11 protein-coding genes and 1 pseudogene are annotated in these 15779 nt (G+C 31.8%); 3 read left to right on the top strand and 9 right to left on the bottom strand.

The window, feature by feature from the left end; translation table 11 throughout:
• Positions 1-440: 440 nt before the first annotated feature.
• Both ACF91D_RS19945 and ltaA read left to right on the top strand, forming a co-directional pair.
• A complete protein-coding gene (locus ACF91D_RS19945) occupies positions 441-1616 on the top strand; it encodes a diglucosyl diacylglycerol synthase (protein ID WP_039067743.1) in 1176 nt (391 codons plus the stop codon).
• Positions 1594-2781 (top strand): lipoteichoic acid biosynthesis MFS flippase LtaA, encoded by a 1188-nt coding sequence (ltaA, locus tag ACF91D_RS19940; protein WP_039067745.1) that lies wholly within the window; start codon positions 1594-1596, stop codon positions 2779-2781. Before ACF91D_RS19945 ends, ltaA begins: the two co-directional genes overlap by 23 nt.
• A 362-nt stretch (positions 2782-3143) precedes the next feature.
• Here the strand turns inward: ltaA and ACF91D_RS19935 are convergent, their stop codons facing one another.
• From ACF91D_RS19935 to ACF91D_RS19925, 3 genes are all read right to left on the bottom strand, one after another.
• Positions 3144-3653 (bottom strand): YjcG family protein, encoded by a 510-nt coding sequence (locus tag ACF91D_RS19935; RefSeq protein ID WP_039067746.1) that lies wholly within the window; start codon positions 3651-3653, stop codon positions 3144-3146.
• An 85-nt stretch (positions 3654-3738) separates the two neighbouring features.
• A complete protein-coding gene (locus ACF91D_RS19930; RefSeq protein WP_039067747.1) occupies positions 3739-4485 on the bottom strand; it encodes an esterase family protein in 747 nt (248 codons plus the stop codon).
• Positions 4486-4580: 95 nt separating this feature from the next.
• Positions 4581-6152: an alanine/glycine:cation symporter family protein gene (locus ACF91D_RS19925; protein ID WP_327620685.1), complete on the bottom strand. Its 1572-nt coding sequence runs from the start codon at positions 6150-6152 to the stop codon at positions 4581-4583.
• Positions 6153-6488: 336 nt separating this feature from the next.
• Here ACF91D_RS19925 and cozEa point away from each other — a divergent pair, with 336 nt between their 5' ends.
• Positions 6489-7574 (top strand): lipoteichoic acid biosynthesis protein CozEa, encoded by a 1086-nt coding sequence (gene cozEa / locus ACF91D_RS19920; protein ID WP_039067750.1) that lies wholly within the window; start codon positions 6489-6491, stop codon positions 7572-7574.
• A 140-nt stretch (positions 7575-7714) separates the two neighbouring features.
• Here the strand turns inward: cozEa and ACF91D_RS19915 are convergent.
• The 6 genes and pseudogenes from ACF91D_RS19915 to ACF91D_RS19890 form a co-directional block, all read right to left on the bottom strand.
• A pseudogene (locus tag ACF91D_RS19915) lies at positions 7715-9389 on the bottom strand (IS1182 family transposase).
• 277 nt (positions 9390-9666) lie between these two features.
• The gene (gene fabI, locus ACF91D_RS19910; protein WP_039067868.1) at positions 9667-10437 is read right to left on the bottom strand and encodes an enoyl-ACP reductase FabI; all 771 of its coding nucleotides are present in this window, start codon (positions 10435-10437) and stop codon (positions 9667-9669) included.
• Positions 10438-10837: 400 nt separating this feature from the next.
• Complete coding sequence (locus ACF91D_RS19905) at positions 10838-12682, bottom strand: monovalent cation:proton antiporter family protein (protein ID WP_327620686.1); 1845 nt, start codon at positions 12680-12682, stop codon at positions 10838-10840.
• A gap of 9 nt (positions 12683-12691) precedes the next feature.
• Complete coding sequence (mgtE, locus tag ACF91D_RS19900; RefSeq protein WP_039067754.1) at positions 12692-14077, bottom strand: magnesium transporter; 1386 nt, start codon at positions 14075-14077, stop codon at positions 12692-12694.
• A gap of 27 nt (positions 14078-14104) precedes the next feature.
• Entirely contained in the window at positions 14105-14959 is an 855-nt protein-coding gene (locus tag ACF91D_RS19895) for an RluA family pseudouridine synthase (RefSeq protein WP_101051349.1), read from the bottom strand.
• Positions 14960-15769 (bottom strand): NAD kinase, encoded by an 810-nt coding sequence (locus ACF91D_RS19890; RefSeq protein ID WP_039067757.1) that lies wholly within the window; start codon positions 15767-15769, stop codon positions 14960-14962.
• Positions 15770-15779: the final 10 nt, after the last annotated feature.

The raw sequence follows: 15779 nt of genomic DNA, 5'->3' as shown, positions 1-15779 counted from the left end.
TATATCGCTCCTTTATTTCCAATACTTCTATTATACACATTTCCCGATGTTTTTATAGAATCTAACTATTTGATATTTATAATTTCTTCCTATTATATTAAGCTGCTTGAACGCTTAAATATACTCAAGTACCATCTATTTAAGTATTGTAATCTTTATATTGTAAGAATATTAACTACATGTTATCAAAATGTTAAAACTTTCTATATATTTTGTTATTTACAGAATATAAGCTTATTGTTTTAACAAAAGTGGTAATATATACATATATAACAACTTTATTTTATTAGATTTTAATTTCCCAATTTAGTATGAATCATTTCACAAGCGTTTGTAAAATGATATAATTTAAATTAATTGTGTGTTTTTTCTTTCACACCTCAAGTAAATACGTTAAAATTACCTTGAGCTAAATATAAACTATTGGAGGGTGGCTTTTAATGGTTACTCAAAATAAAAAAATACTGATAATTACTGGATCTTTTGGTAACGGGCATTTACAAGTTACGCAAAGCGTAGTAAACCAATTTAACGAAATGAATCTAGACAATTTAACAGTTATTGAACATGATTTATTTTTAGAAGCTCACCCGATTCTGACTTCTATCTGTAAAAAATGGTACATTAATAGTTTTAAATATTTCAGAAATATGTATAAAGCTTTTTACTATAGTCAACCAGACCAATTAGATAAGTGTTTCTACAAATACTATGGACTTAATAAATTAATGAATTTACTTTTAAAAGAAAAGCCAGATCTTATTTTACTAACTTTTCCAACGCCGGTTATGTCTGTATTAACTGAACAATTTGATATGAACATACCTATTGCAACAGTAATGACAGACTACCGCATGCAAAAAAACTGGATTACACCACATTCACATAAATATTATCTTGCTACAGAAGAATTAAAAGACGAATTTGCAAGTATCGGTATACCAAGGAATAAATTGAAGGTAACAGGCATTCCAATTTCTGATAAATTCGAAGCGGATATCAACCAAGGAGATTGGTTACGCCAAAACAAATTAGATCCCAACAAACCAACTATATTAATGTCTGCAGGTGCATTTGGTGTTTCAAAAGGCTTTGGCCAAATGATTCAAGAAATCTTAAATCGAAGTCCTCATGCGCAAGTAGTTATGATATGTGGTAAAAACAAAGACTTAAAACGTTCGTTATCTAGTCAATTCAAAGCTAATAATAACGTTCTTATTTTAGGTTATACAACAAATATGAATGAGTGGATGGCTTCCAGTCACTTGATGATTACGAAACCTGGCGGCATCACCATATCAGAAGCATTAACGCGTCAAATACCAATGATTTTCTTAGACCCCGCACCAGGGCAAGAACTTGAAAATGCAGTCTACTTCGAAGAAAAAGGATTTGGTAGTATTGCAAGTACACCTGAAGCAGCAATAGATCAAGTTGCTACATTAACAAATGAGCCAGATAGATTAGCTGCAATGTCACAAGCAATGGATGCTTCTAGAATTCCATATTCAACATACAAATTATGTAAAGATTTATTAGACTTACTTAATCATTCATCTCGATATGAGGAAGTTTACGGAAAGGTTCCTTTATATGCAAAGCTCTTCGTTAAATAATTATGGCACAAATAAAAATTTTATAATCATGCTAATCATCTTATTCTTAATGGAATTTGCTCGAGGAATGTATATTTTAAGTTATTTATCATTGCTTCCAACAGCAACCTCAATTGCTGTTGGTATAACATCTATTGCTATTTCTATACATTTTATTTCAGATGCAGCTACAAATTTTGTGATTGGTTTCTTACTTAAACGCTTAGGTACAAAATTAGTACTAACTTTAGGGTTTTTACTTGCTTTTGCCAGTCTATTTTTAGTTATTTGGTTCCCTACTTCACCTATAGTATTAATCATCAGTGCCGTCTTATTAGGTATTGCGGTAAGTCCTATATGGGTAATCATGTTAGCAAGTGTCGATGAAAAGAACCGTGGTAAACAAATGGGTTATGTGTACTTCTCTTGGTTACTAGGTCTACTAGTAGGTATGGTTGGCATGAATATTATATTTAAATTTCATCCGACGCAATTTGCGTTTTTAATGTCACTTGTTGTATTAATTGCTTGGATATTATATTATTTCGTAAAAATTAGACTCACAAATTATAATACTCGCCCCGTTAAACAGCAATTAGGTCAGATAGTAAATGTCACAAAACGACATTTACTTCTTTTTCCGGGGATTTTACTACAAGGTGCTTCAATTACTGCTCTTGTTCCTATATTACCTACATATGCAACAAAAGTTGTCGGTGTTTCAACAGTTGAATATACGATGGCAATCGTATTTGGTGGCATTGGCTGTGCGTTTTCAATGTTGTTCTTATCTAAGATAATTGATAATCATGGCACATTATTTATGTACAGTGTAATATTTAGTGGTTTTGTACTCTATACACTTATGATATTTGCTTTATCATTAATTACTGAAATTACATTAGTTTGGATATTAGCAGTATTTATTGGTCTTATGTATGGTATCTTACTACCAGCCTGGAACACATTTATGGCAAGCCATATACATTTGGATGAACAAGAAGAAACTTGGGGCGTATTTAATAGCGTTCAAGGTTTTGGCTCTATGATTGGTCCACTTGTCGGTGGTTTAATAACTGAGTTTTCAAATTCAGTAAATAACACATTTTATTTTTCAGCTTTTGTATTCTTATTCTTAGCAGTTTTTTATGGTATCTATTTTATCAAACATAAAAAACAACTTTAGAGGATTCTTAAATTTTAAAATAAATAGGAAAAAATGTTAAGCTTAATCAAGTTATCAATTGAAAATTATCATTAGCCAACCTTAAATATACATGTACGCATGAGTTATAACAACTCAAAAAATTTAGAACATGAAACTTAAAATGTATCTAGTTAAAAAAACGTCAATTTCTATTAAAAACATATAGAAATTGACGCTTTTTTTATTTTCATACAATTTTTCACCTTGCTCACGCCTAGATTGTATACCTACCAAAATTATAATATTTTAAATATAAAAGAGAGCTAACCTAAATTGATTAGCTCTCTATCTTTTTATGTCTAAACAAGAACTGTTCAGACAATAATCAAAATGAAACATGTTTACGCTAAATTAAAGTTTTCTAAAACTTTCCATTTATCTTCTTTTTCATCGTAATAAACTAAAGAAAGTTGCTCAATTGTTTCTTTGTAGTCAATTCCCGCTAGCTTCAATTGTCCATAAATATCTTCAAATTCTTGACTCGTCAACCCTTGGGCAATAGTAAAATGTGGTACAAATGAATGATCTGCAACCCCATAAAAATCGCCTTTGTTAAATTGATTAAATAAGTTTTCTAAAGTTTCTGTTTTTTCAACTTTAAAATAAATAACATTTGTAATCGGCGCAAAATTAGATGCTTTTGTTGCATGAACATCGACCGTTGGAATGCCTTCGATTCTCGATTTGATTGTCTCTTTTACAGACTCTAAATCGTCATCGTTTATTTTAAATTGCCCCTTTATCGTTATATGCGGCATAATAGATGCATAATGAGCATCATAACGCTTACGATATGCATTCACTTCATCTTGAAATGCTTTTGACGGAATTAATGCCAATCCTAAAATCATTTAAATTCCTCCTTTGTTTAACATAATTACATTATAGCAAATTTCAGAAAAATTCGTTACTCTAAAGTCAATTTATTTCAGAATATTAAAATGAAATATTATCAGATAAAAAATATTTTAACATTTCATCAAGTAAATATTGCCATGATTTCCATCTATGACCGCCTTCAAATTCTAAATAATGGTATGTAAAACCATTTGCTTTAATAATTGAATTTAATTCACGGTTTGGTGTTAAAAAATCTGCAGTTTTACCAGTAGTCGGTAACTTGAAATTTTCCTCTTCTAATCCAACCGCATGCCAAATTGAAAGTTGCTCTTTAAATTGACAGCGTTCAATCAATGTCTGGATAGCCTCATCATGTTGCGGACTTAATAATCCCACTTGACTAAATATACGCGGATACGACAATGCAGTAATTAAGGCCGCGCTACCAGCTAAACTATCTCCTAAAAGAACACGCGCATTACCTACTTTAAACGTTGGGAATGTCTTATCTATAAATGGTAATATTTCATTAGCCATAGCTTTCACAGTCAACGGTGTACGCGCACCTTGAGGGTGAAATTCTGCTCTTCTTTTATCAACGTCTTCATAGTGAAAACCTACAAAAATCGCTCGCTCAATTTCATTGGCTTCTCTTAACTTTTCATAAGTACGATGGATTCTACCAAAAGCAAAAAAGTCTGCCCCATCAAAGCAAAAAACAACTTTATATTTAAATAATTCTGTAAAATCCTTAGGTAAATAGATAGATAACGTAACATCTCTATCTAAAATCTCGCTAGGAAAATTAATCTTATTGATATTTCCTGGTTGAAAGTCATACATAAATCATGCGCCCCCTAGTAGTCTTATAGACATTGTACCAAGAGACACATGATTTTAAAATATTTCAACTTAACTTTTACAAATTGAGTGATTACTTAATCATCAATTTTTTCTTCTTTGAGGCGCTGAGGATAATCTTTTAGCCAGAAAACAGCATTAGGCACTTTACTAGGATCTGGTTTATAAATAGCGCGTTTACCTGATCCAAGTTTTTTCTTTTGCTTTTCATAATCTTTCAACGCATTGATTGCTGGCTTGTGTAGTATCCAAATAGCAATAATATTTAACCACGCCATCATACCTACGCCCAAATCCCCCATCATCCATGCTAAATCTGCAGTTTTAACTGCACCATATACTGTCGCTAAAATCAGAACGATTCTTATAATATTAATATATATAAAAGTGGTTTTCTTCGAACTTCTTCTAGTTAAGTACGTAATATTGGTTTCAGCAATATAATAGTATGCCAATATTGTTGTAAAGGCAAAGAAGAATAATGCAATTGCAATAAAGTATGATCCAAATCCTGAGAATGCAGGATCAAAATGATATCCACTGCCATGGAAAGCTTTATCAATACCCGCTTGCGCATACATCGCTGTACCTGAATAATCTTTATCTCCATTCGACATTTCTACAAATATTCCATTATCCTTAATCATACTTGCTTTACCATCTGACATCGATCCGCCATCAGTAACATTATATGTACCTGAGAGCAAAATAATTAAAGCAGTTGCTGTACAAACAAATAGTGTGTCTATATAAACTGAGAATGATTGTACTAATCCTTGTTTAGCTGGATGAGATACTTCTGCTGCAGACGCAGCGTGTGGACCTGTACCTTGTCCTGCTTCATTCGAATATAGCCCTCTTTTAACCCCAATTTCAATCATAGCGCCTACAATACCACCAAAAGCCGCTTCAAAACCAAATGCTGATTTAAATATCAAAGCAAATAGAGCAGGAACTTGTTCAATATTTATAAATATAATTATAACTGCCATTAATATGTAGGCAATTGCCATAAACGGAACGACTGCAGTTGCTGCATTTGCAATCCACTTAATACCTCCAAATATGATTAAGCCAATTAATACCGCTAAGAATAGTGCTACTATCCAAGGTTCTATACTAAACGCATTTTTCATCGAACTTGAAATTGCATTAGACTGCACGCCTGGTAATAATACCCCCACTGATATAACAGTAACGATTGCAAATATTAAACCGTATATCTTCCCTAATTTCCCCTTAATACCGTATTCAATATAGAATGCTGGACCGCCTCGATATTGTCCTTTCTCTTCACGTTTATATATTTGTCCGAGCGTGGATTCTATAAACGCACTACCAGCACCTAAAAATGCTGACGCCCACATCCAAAATATAGCGCCAGGTCCCCCAATAAATATAGCTGTCGAAACACCTACAATATTACCAGTCCCAACTCTACCTGCTAAAGATAAAGCTATTGCTTGGAAACTAGATATCCCTGTCGGTGATTTTTCCCCTTGAAACATTAAACGTATCATTTCTTTAAAATGTCTAAGTTGAAAAAACCGCAACATAAAAGAAAATAATACCCCAGTAACTAACAATCCATAAACTAATGGTTTGCTCCAAACAATATCATACAACCACGTAAGTAATCCCTCTAACATAACGTATCCCCCTTGTTGTACTATCATGTAAAATGATATATTTTTCATTATTATACACATATATAATATTCCGCGCAACGTATTCATTAAGTTATCTTTTTCACGAATTATATATTTTATTCTCTAATTTATATTAAATATTTCAGAGTACTATATTTCAATCGTTAAATAGTTTTACACCATTTAACACAAATTATTCTAATTCGTATGATTAACTTTCTATTTTTTTATAATAGTGGCACAGAAATTACTGAATTCTATTTTCATCTTTTGTTCTTTGTTTATTTGAGATATACTAAATAGTACTTAAAAAAGAAATTTAGGAGGAACTGTCCTATGCTAAATAAGGTTTGGTTTAGAACAGGAATTGCCTTATTAATCCTGTTTTTACTAATCAAATTAGTCATGGAAGTCCATAGTGTATTTTTACCGTTTGTAATTATTATTCAATCGGTATTGTTACCATTGTTATTAAGTGGCTTCTTATTCTATATTTGCTTACCTTTTCAAAAAATATTGGAAAAAAACAAAGTACCCCGTTGGGCTAGTATTACAATTATCTTTATCGCTTTATTTATCATTATCGGTATTATTATTAGGTTTATTGCACCACCTATTGCAGAACAAATTGAAAACTTAATTAATCAAATACCAGCATTGCAACATGAAATCCAATATATTATTAACTTTGCTTTAGATCAAATGGAAAGATTACCTGCTGATGTAACAGATAGAATAAATAAAATGGTTCAATCTATGAGTGATAACACTGCAGATATATTATCTAATTCATTTAGTTATTTAACTTCATTTATCTCAACGCTATTTTTACTTATCATGGTGCCATTTTTCTTAATCTATATGTTAAAAGACCATGAACGTTTTATACCTTTTATTGCTAAGCTATTTAAAGGCGATAGAAAAGTTTTTATTGTTGATTTATTAAAAGACTTAAACCATACAGTACAATCTTATATTCAAGGTCAAGTAACAGTTAGTATCATTTTAGGTATTATCTTATATATCGGTTATTCAATTATTGGTTTGAATTACACACTATTATTAGTTATGTTTGCCTGTGTAGCCAATATGATTCCGTTCCTTGGTCCATGGATGGCGTTTGCTCCAGCAGCCATTATCGGCATTATTCAAAGTCCAACTATATTTATATGGGTATGTATTATCACATTAGTTGCTCAACAACTAGAAGGTAATGTCATTACACCAAACGTTATGGGTAAATCTTTAAATATTCATCCCTTAACAATTATTGTTGTTATTTTAGCTGCTGGTAATCTCGGTGGCTTTGGCCTAATACTTGTAGCTGTCCCACTTTATGCAGTGATTAAAACGATTGTTCGTAATGTTTTCAAATACAGACAACAAATTATTGAAAAAGCAAACAGTGATGTTAAAGAATAGCTTAAAATAGCATTCTTGATAATATGTCATCGTTTTACGTTTAGTTACGTCACTTAAATCAGCTAGACAAATTATCTAGCTGATTTAAGTATGTATATTGAGGTCGTGATAAGTGCGCATCAAGACCTCAATTTTTTTAATTAAAAAAGAGCCTGGGACATAAAATTCTTAGACAAGTGAAAAAAGGCAATTTCTATTGAAATAATATAGAAATTGCCTTTTTCATTATTGTTTTGATTATAGTTAGCTCGTTGAGCTACTACTTTTCTTATATTAAGTGCCATTAATACAAATCCAAGTTCTCTTTTGACTTTATTTATGCCTCTAACCGACATTCAAGTGAAACCCGAAATAGCCTTCATAAATCCAAAAACAGGTTCTACATCAATTTTTCTTTGATTGTAGATTTCTTTTGTTTCTGGTTCTGAAAGCTTTTGATCGATTTGGGCTTTGAAATATTCCCAGTTATAATTTCTCATTATTTTTTTATTAGATTTTGAATTTGATTTCATACAATTGTTCTTCAGTGGACATTCTGAACAATTATCGCATTCATATAATTTAAAATCTCTCCTAAATCCATATTTATCATAGCGATAAGCATACCTTTTAAAACCAAGCCTTTTATGATTCGGGCATATAAATTCATCATTGATTTCATCATATTTCCAATTTTGAGTATTAAAAATGTCACTTTTATATTTGTTGGTTTTATCTTTAATAAACATGCCATAAGTTATGAGCGGTGTTCTATTAAATTCATCTATAATTGCCATATAATTAGGTTCACTACCATAACCAGCATCAGCTACGATATATTCAGATAAATGACCGTAGGTCTCTTTAATTAAAGTTAAAAAAGGCACCATTGTTCTTGTGTCTGTCGGATTTTGATACACATTATATGATAAAACAAATTGAGAATTTGTCGCTATTTGTAAATTATATCCTGGCTTAAGTTGTCCATTTTTCATATGATCTTCTTTCATTCTCATGAAAGTTGCATCATGGTCTGTCTTAGAATAACTATTTCTATCTTGGAGTATAGCTTTTTTGTTTTTTATATTTATACTTTCGTTCTGAATAATCAGCGAATTTCTTTTTATATCTTTTGATTTCAGTTCGCTTTTGACGTATTTGCTTTCTTAACCGAGTACATTTTTCATGTTCAATGTAATAATTTAAATCTTCGATTTCTTTATCCAAATGAGTACCAATTAAATCTATTTCTTCTTGTGTTAATTTATGATCATTATCTTCTTTAATCTTAGGTATGATTTTCTCTTTCACTAATTCGTAATATAGCGCTTTAGAATCTTCATTCATTTTTGATTCATAGTTTTGAATACTCTTTTTCCAAACAAATGTATATCTATTGGCATTAGCTTCCAGTTTTGTACCATCAATAAAAATAGTTTTATCATCTATAAGATTTTGTTTCAGACATTGGCTGTGAAATTGAATAAATAAAGATTCTAATAGCGCATCTACTTTAGGATTTACTCAAAAACGATTAATTGTTTTATAAGAAGGTGTTTGATTTTGTGATAGCCACATCATTCGGATACTATCATTAAGCAGTTTTTCTATTTTACGACCAGAAAATACGGATTGTGTGTAAGCATATAGAATAATTTTCAACATCATTTTGGGATGACATGATGTTGCCCCGAGATGATGTTTGAATTCATCGAATTCACTTTCCGGGATTGTTTCAACGATTTCATTAACATGTCGTGACATATCATTTGTGGGGATAAGAACTGAAGTTTCCATTGGTAGTGTAAGTTGAGTCATGTTATAATCTTTATACATAAGGCACCTCTCGTTAATTTAGTTTAGTTGTGTTTATTAAATTATACGAAAGGGCCTTGTTTTTTTAAAGTGTTTTAATGTAAAATTACATATTAATGAGACGTATTTTGGCGAGACTCTTGAGGGAACAGGACAAGCTGAAGACTACAGGCTGAAGCTGTCCCCTAAGAAAGCGAGCCAACAATACGAAGTATTGAATACAAAGGAAGCACTCAGATGAATTAAATCATCTGAGTGCTGTTTTTCTGGGATTTATGTCCCAACCTCTTTCATAATTTTATTTAACGATATGATAACCACTATCTACATGAATATTTTCTCCGGTCACACCACTTGAAAAATCGCTTAATAGATAAGCCGCAGTTTTACCAACTTCCTCTTGATCAATATTACGTTTTAATGGGGCACGTTCTGTTATTTCGTTTAAGATCGTGTTAAAACCGCCTACTCCTTTTGCACTCAATGTACGGATAGGTCCAGCTGAAATCGCGTTAACACGGATGTTTTCTTGTCCTAAATCTAACGCTAGGTAACGAACATTTGCTTCTAAACTTGCCTTCGCAACACCCATAACATTATAATTTTGAACTGCAAATTCGCCGCCTAAATAAGTTGTAGCTACAATACTACCACCTTCAGGCATAAGTTTTTTCGCTTCACGTGATACAAGCGTTAATGAATAAGAACTAATATCTTGTGCTAATAAGAAACCATCACGTGATGTATCAATAAAACGACCACGTAAATCTTCCATATTTGCAAAAGCAATTGAATGGTAAACGCCATCTATGTTGCCAACTTCTTCTCCAATTTTAGCAAACCCATTTACTACATCTTCATCACTTTGAACATCAATTTGGTACATATGATGTGTTTCTTGATTTAATTGTTCAACTAATTTTTCCAATTCTTTTTTACTACGATCTTTACGGTATGTAAATACTAATTTTGCACCAAGTTGATCCAATACTTTAGCAACGCCAAAACCGATACTACGTTTGTTTGCAATGCCCATAATGACGAAAGTTTTGTTTTCTAAATTTAACATGAAAATAACTCCTTTATTTAAATTTTCATTTTTAACTGGTTCGAATTCAGATGACACAGATATATCCACTTTTCATCGATACCAATATCAACATTCCTTATTTTAACATTGGTTATAATAAATAAACAATTTATTTTAATATCAATTGAATTTTTTATGCGTTTACATAGCAAAAGGGAATTAATCACCCTAAAACAGTTGCTATAAAAAGGTTCTAACATGATTTTGTAACAAATTGAAATCTAGTAATCACAAAATACTATTTTTTGAATTCCGCTCCTATATGTTAAAGGCTGAGACATTTATATATAACAATATGCATCAGCCTTCATATTCAAATATTGAATTTATCATTAGTAAGGTAATACAAGATAAAATATCACTTATAATCATAAACTGTTTAATAATAAAATTCTAATTCACGTTTCAATTCATCAACATATTCTTTAGAACCTGTAACAATAACACGGTCTCTGTAACGAAGCTGAGTATCACCATGTGGCACAATAGATTCATTATTTCTAATAATACGAACGAAAATAATATCTCCACCGAATGGGAAATTACGTAGTTGAATCTGATCATATTGATGGTTTAACATGGCAATTTCATACAGTGATGTTTCAACATTACTTAACAAGTTAAGCATATTAGGTGTTTCTATCAAACCTTTTAATAAAATCTTATTACTCATGTAACTACTAAACACTTCAATACCTTCTCTTTGAAGAGCCTCATCATTAGAACTAGATTCCAATCTACAAATAACACGTTTTACACCGTGAGCTTTTGCCATTAATGCTACTTTGCGATTAATAACGTCATCATTTGTTGAACACACAACGATATTACGTTTAAATAAACCAAGACGTTCAAGCAATTCTTCTTCATAATCTGCAATTTCGACCATTGAAATTGCATCAGATAATTTACGTTTATCACTTAAATCATTTCGATAATAAAGTGAAACCTGATAAAGTTGCGAAGATAAATTTTGAGCAATAGGTATAGTTAATTGGTTCTTTCCTATCAAACTCACTTCAATTTGTCTTGTGGCTTCATCCGGCATTGGAAACATTTTCTTAAAGATAATTGGCACAAACACACAAGTAATGACTGCACTTAAAATTAAAATTCCCGATATCTCAGGTGAAATTGTACCAAGTTGTTCCGCAATTTTAGCAGAAGCAATAACTAATGATAATGTAGATGTTAATAGAAATGCGGAAGAAATTGTAGTTTTCATATCAAACCATCTACGTATATAAAATACTGGTATCAATTTAGATATTATAAAAGCTAATATTAAAAATGGAATAATCAACAATAATGCCGGTTCTTTAACCAACTCTGGGATATTTAAATCTACACCAACCATAATAAAGAATATCGGAATAAAGAACCCATATCCAAATGAATCTAACTTTTCTACCATATCCTCATCCGGATTAAGAAGAGAAACTACAACCCCAGCTAAAAATGCTCCTAAAATATTTTCTGCACCAACACCTTCAGCTAAAGCTACTAATAATAGGATAAGCGCAAATACAGCACGTATACCAATTTGAGTAGTACCATCCATTAATTTTTGTAAGAATTGTGCCTTCTTGAAGAAACCACCTAAAAAGTAAAACACAATTGTAAATACGACTAAACTGCCGATTAACCACAAGGAGGTATTCCCCGAAGCATGTAACGTACCATATGCTGTTAATAAAATCATTGTTACTAAATCTGCTAGTACAGCAACTAACAAGATAAATTGTCCAATTGTCGTACGCATAATATTCATTTCTTTTAATGTTGGTACAACGACACCTAATGAAATCGTTGATATAATAATAACCATAAGCAAGACATCATCAATTAAGCCGAACCATTTGAACATATATGCAAAAACAATAGAAATAATCATAATAAACATAAATACAACTATCGCTAGTTGTAAATGACCTGGCTCTTGTTTTTTGACTTTTTCTTCTTGCTTAGTTGAACTTTTATCTCTTTTAAAGGCTTTAAAATCAATTTCCAAACCACTTAAAAACATTAAAAATATAAAACCTAAAGTTGATAATATATTGAGTATTGAATCACGTTCGACTAAATTTAAAAAAGAATGTCCTATAATAATACCCATTAATATTTCAGCCACTACTATAGGTAAAAAATTGATTCTTAGTCTATTGACTATAATTGGCGTGAAAAATGCCGTTAAAACTACGACAACAAGCGACACAAATTCCATATAACCCCCTTATGTTAAGTAAGACATAAATGATGTTGCTAATCCAAAATAAATCAACATACTGACAATATCATTAATAGTAGTGATAAAAGGACCACTTGCAACTGCAGGGTCAATTTTTAACTTGTTCATCACCAACGGGATCATTGAACCTACTAATGTACCCACTGTCATCGCAATTGTTAAACTACTACCTACAATGGTTGCTAAGATTGGTTGGCCGTATAAGACCATAATAATGATAAATAACAAGATTGCACAAACCAATCCACTTAAAAATCCACTGCCTGTTTCTCTTAATGCTACCTTAAATTTACTTTGTTCATCAATTTCACCCGTTGAAATGTTACGAACAGAAACGGCAAGTGATTGTGTACCCGAGTTTCCAGACATCCCACTAATAATTGGAATAAATGCAGCTAATAATGCAACTTTTGATAATGTATCTTCAAATGATCCTAAAATAGTCGCCGTAATCATACCTAAGAATGTAAGGATAATCAACCAAGGTAATCTTTTTCTTGCTGTTTTAATTACAGAATCATTTGTAGCGTCGACGTCTGAGACACCGGCTAAACGAGAATAATCTTCGCTTGCTTCTTCGTCCATAACGTCTAAAATATCATCGATTGTGATAATACCAAGTAAATGGTCTTGATAGTCAACAACTGGCATAGCTATGAAATCATAGTCTCTCATTTTTTGAGCGACGTCTTCTTGGTCATCAGCTGCATTTGCACTAATGACACGCTCACTCATGATATCTTCAATATATGCATCGTTTTCAGCTACAATCAAGTCTCTAAGTGAGAGTACGCCAGCTAATTGTTTATCATCATTCACTGCAAAAATAACATAAATAGTTTCTGCATTAGGTGCTTGTTCTTTTACATGGATAAGCGCCTCTTTTACAGGCATTGTTGCTTTCAACGAGATATATTCAGTGGTCATGATACCACCGGCAGTATCTTCCTCATAATGTAATAACGCTTTAATTTCTTTAGCGTCTTCACGCTTCATTAATGTGAGGAGACTAACTGTCTTTTGTTTAGACAACTGATTCATAATATCTACGGCATTATCGTAAGACATATCTTCTAAAATTTTACTAGCATAATTAGCATCCATCGTATCAAATAGTGCTTCATATTCATCTTCATCGATTTCTAATTGTTCAAAGAAATCGGCAACTTCTTCTGGCGATAGCACTTCAAAGATACGTTGTCGTATATCTTCATCGCTATCTTCAAAGTATTCACTTTGTTCATATGTATGCATAGATAAGAATTCATCTCTAAATTCGTCAATATGATTATTAATCAACAAATCATCTAGCAATACTTTATTATATACTTGTTCATCTTCTAATGTAATTGACTCTTTTTCATTAGCCATTAGCCCCACCTCCATAGTTCTTTTAAATTATATCATATTAAATATAGTTTCAATCGCGTCATATCTATCGTTTATTACAATCTTTTGATTTTTAATTGGATGTATAAATGATATCTGGATACAACGTAATAATTGATGATGGTAAGTTTCATCTTTACCACCATACAAGTCATCACCCACTAATGGATGACCGATATGTTGAAAATGCACACGTATTTGATGCGTTCTTCCTGTCAGCAATTTCACTTCACATAAGGTGCGGTTGCCTATATGTTCGAGCGCTTCATATCTAGTCTGTGAGGCCTTTCCTAAACGACTGACTTGGCGCTGAATAATACTTTCAGGATGTCTTGCGATAGGAGCATCAATTAAACCTTCACCGTCTAATAACCCCTGACAAATACATAAATATTTTTTATCAATTTTAATTTGGTTCATTAAATGATGAATAAATCCATGCTTGGCCAACACAACAATCCCTGAAGTATTACGGTCTAAACGCGTAACAATATGTGGGGTCAATGATATCTTTCTATCATTAAAATAACCCAACACTTGCTCTACTAAACTAAAATGTAAATGATCTCTAGAAGGTGCACAATTTTGTTGGGCAGATTTCGACACAATAATTAAATATGAGTCTTCATATAAAATATTTAATGTGTCGTAAAATGGATTTAAGTTAGGGCTAGGTGTTTCTTCACTTAAAAATACTTCTAAAATATCATTTATAGCTAATTGCTTTCTGACGGTAACTGGTTGTCCATTAACTAATAAAGCGCCATTATGCTTAATGGCGCTTATCGTCCGTTTAGAAAACTCTTGTTGCTGTAAAAATGTGCGAACCATTTCTGGTCGCTGTATCATATAAGTAAATTTCATTTACTCATCATCTCCACTCGAGATGAACGAGTCGTGTACCCTTTTCCAAAAAGGAAATGGTCTAAATCTAGCAAATCGAATTTTTTCATTTGCAACGCGATATTGTATCGCATTAACATTTTTATGTTTTATACTAACGTGGTCAATCGTCGTTAAAATAGTATCATGATTAACTGGTGTTATTAAACATGTATGATGTTTTGGTAAGACTAAAGGAGAGCCTACTGTTCTAAATACACGATTATTAATTGATGCAATTTCAGCAATTTGCATAGCTTCTAATGATGGGTGTATTAATGCGCCTCCTAGTGCCTTATTATATGCTGTAGAACCTGATGGCGTTGAAATACACAAACCATCACCTCTAAAGCGTTCAAATTGATTACCTCTAATATTCACATCGACAACTAAGGTCGAACCATTTTCAGTTTTCATAGTAGCCTCATTTAATGCTAAATGACGTGTCTCATATCCATTATCATTATAACGTACTATCATTTCTAACAAGGGATATTCAATAACTTGGAATTCAGAGTTATTAATCTCAATTATAAGTTTCTCAACTTCATGTGGCACCCAATCAGCATAAAAACCTAAATGCCCTGTATGAACACCTACAAACGCACAACGAGATAGCATATGACTATACTGATGAAAAGCTTGTAACAGTGTTCCGTCCCCACCAACAGAAATTACGATTTCTGGATTATCCGGATCTTCAACCATCTGAAAATCTTTCATATGGTTAATCATTTTATGTTTTAAAGCATTAGATTTTGAATCACCTTTAGATAAAATCGTGTAACGCATCGTAACATCC

The sequence above is a fragment of the Staphylococcus sp. 231237_7MaSpsaltlick genome (assembly GCF_043107035.1).
The sequence above is the reverse complement of the archived record's forward strand: the minus strand, read 5'-3'. Positions and strand labels throughout refer to the sequence as shown.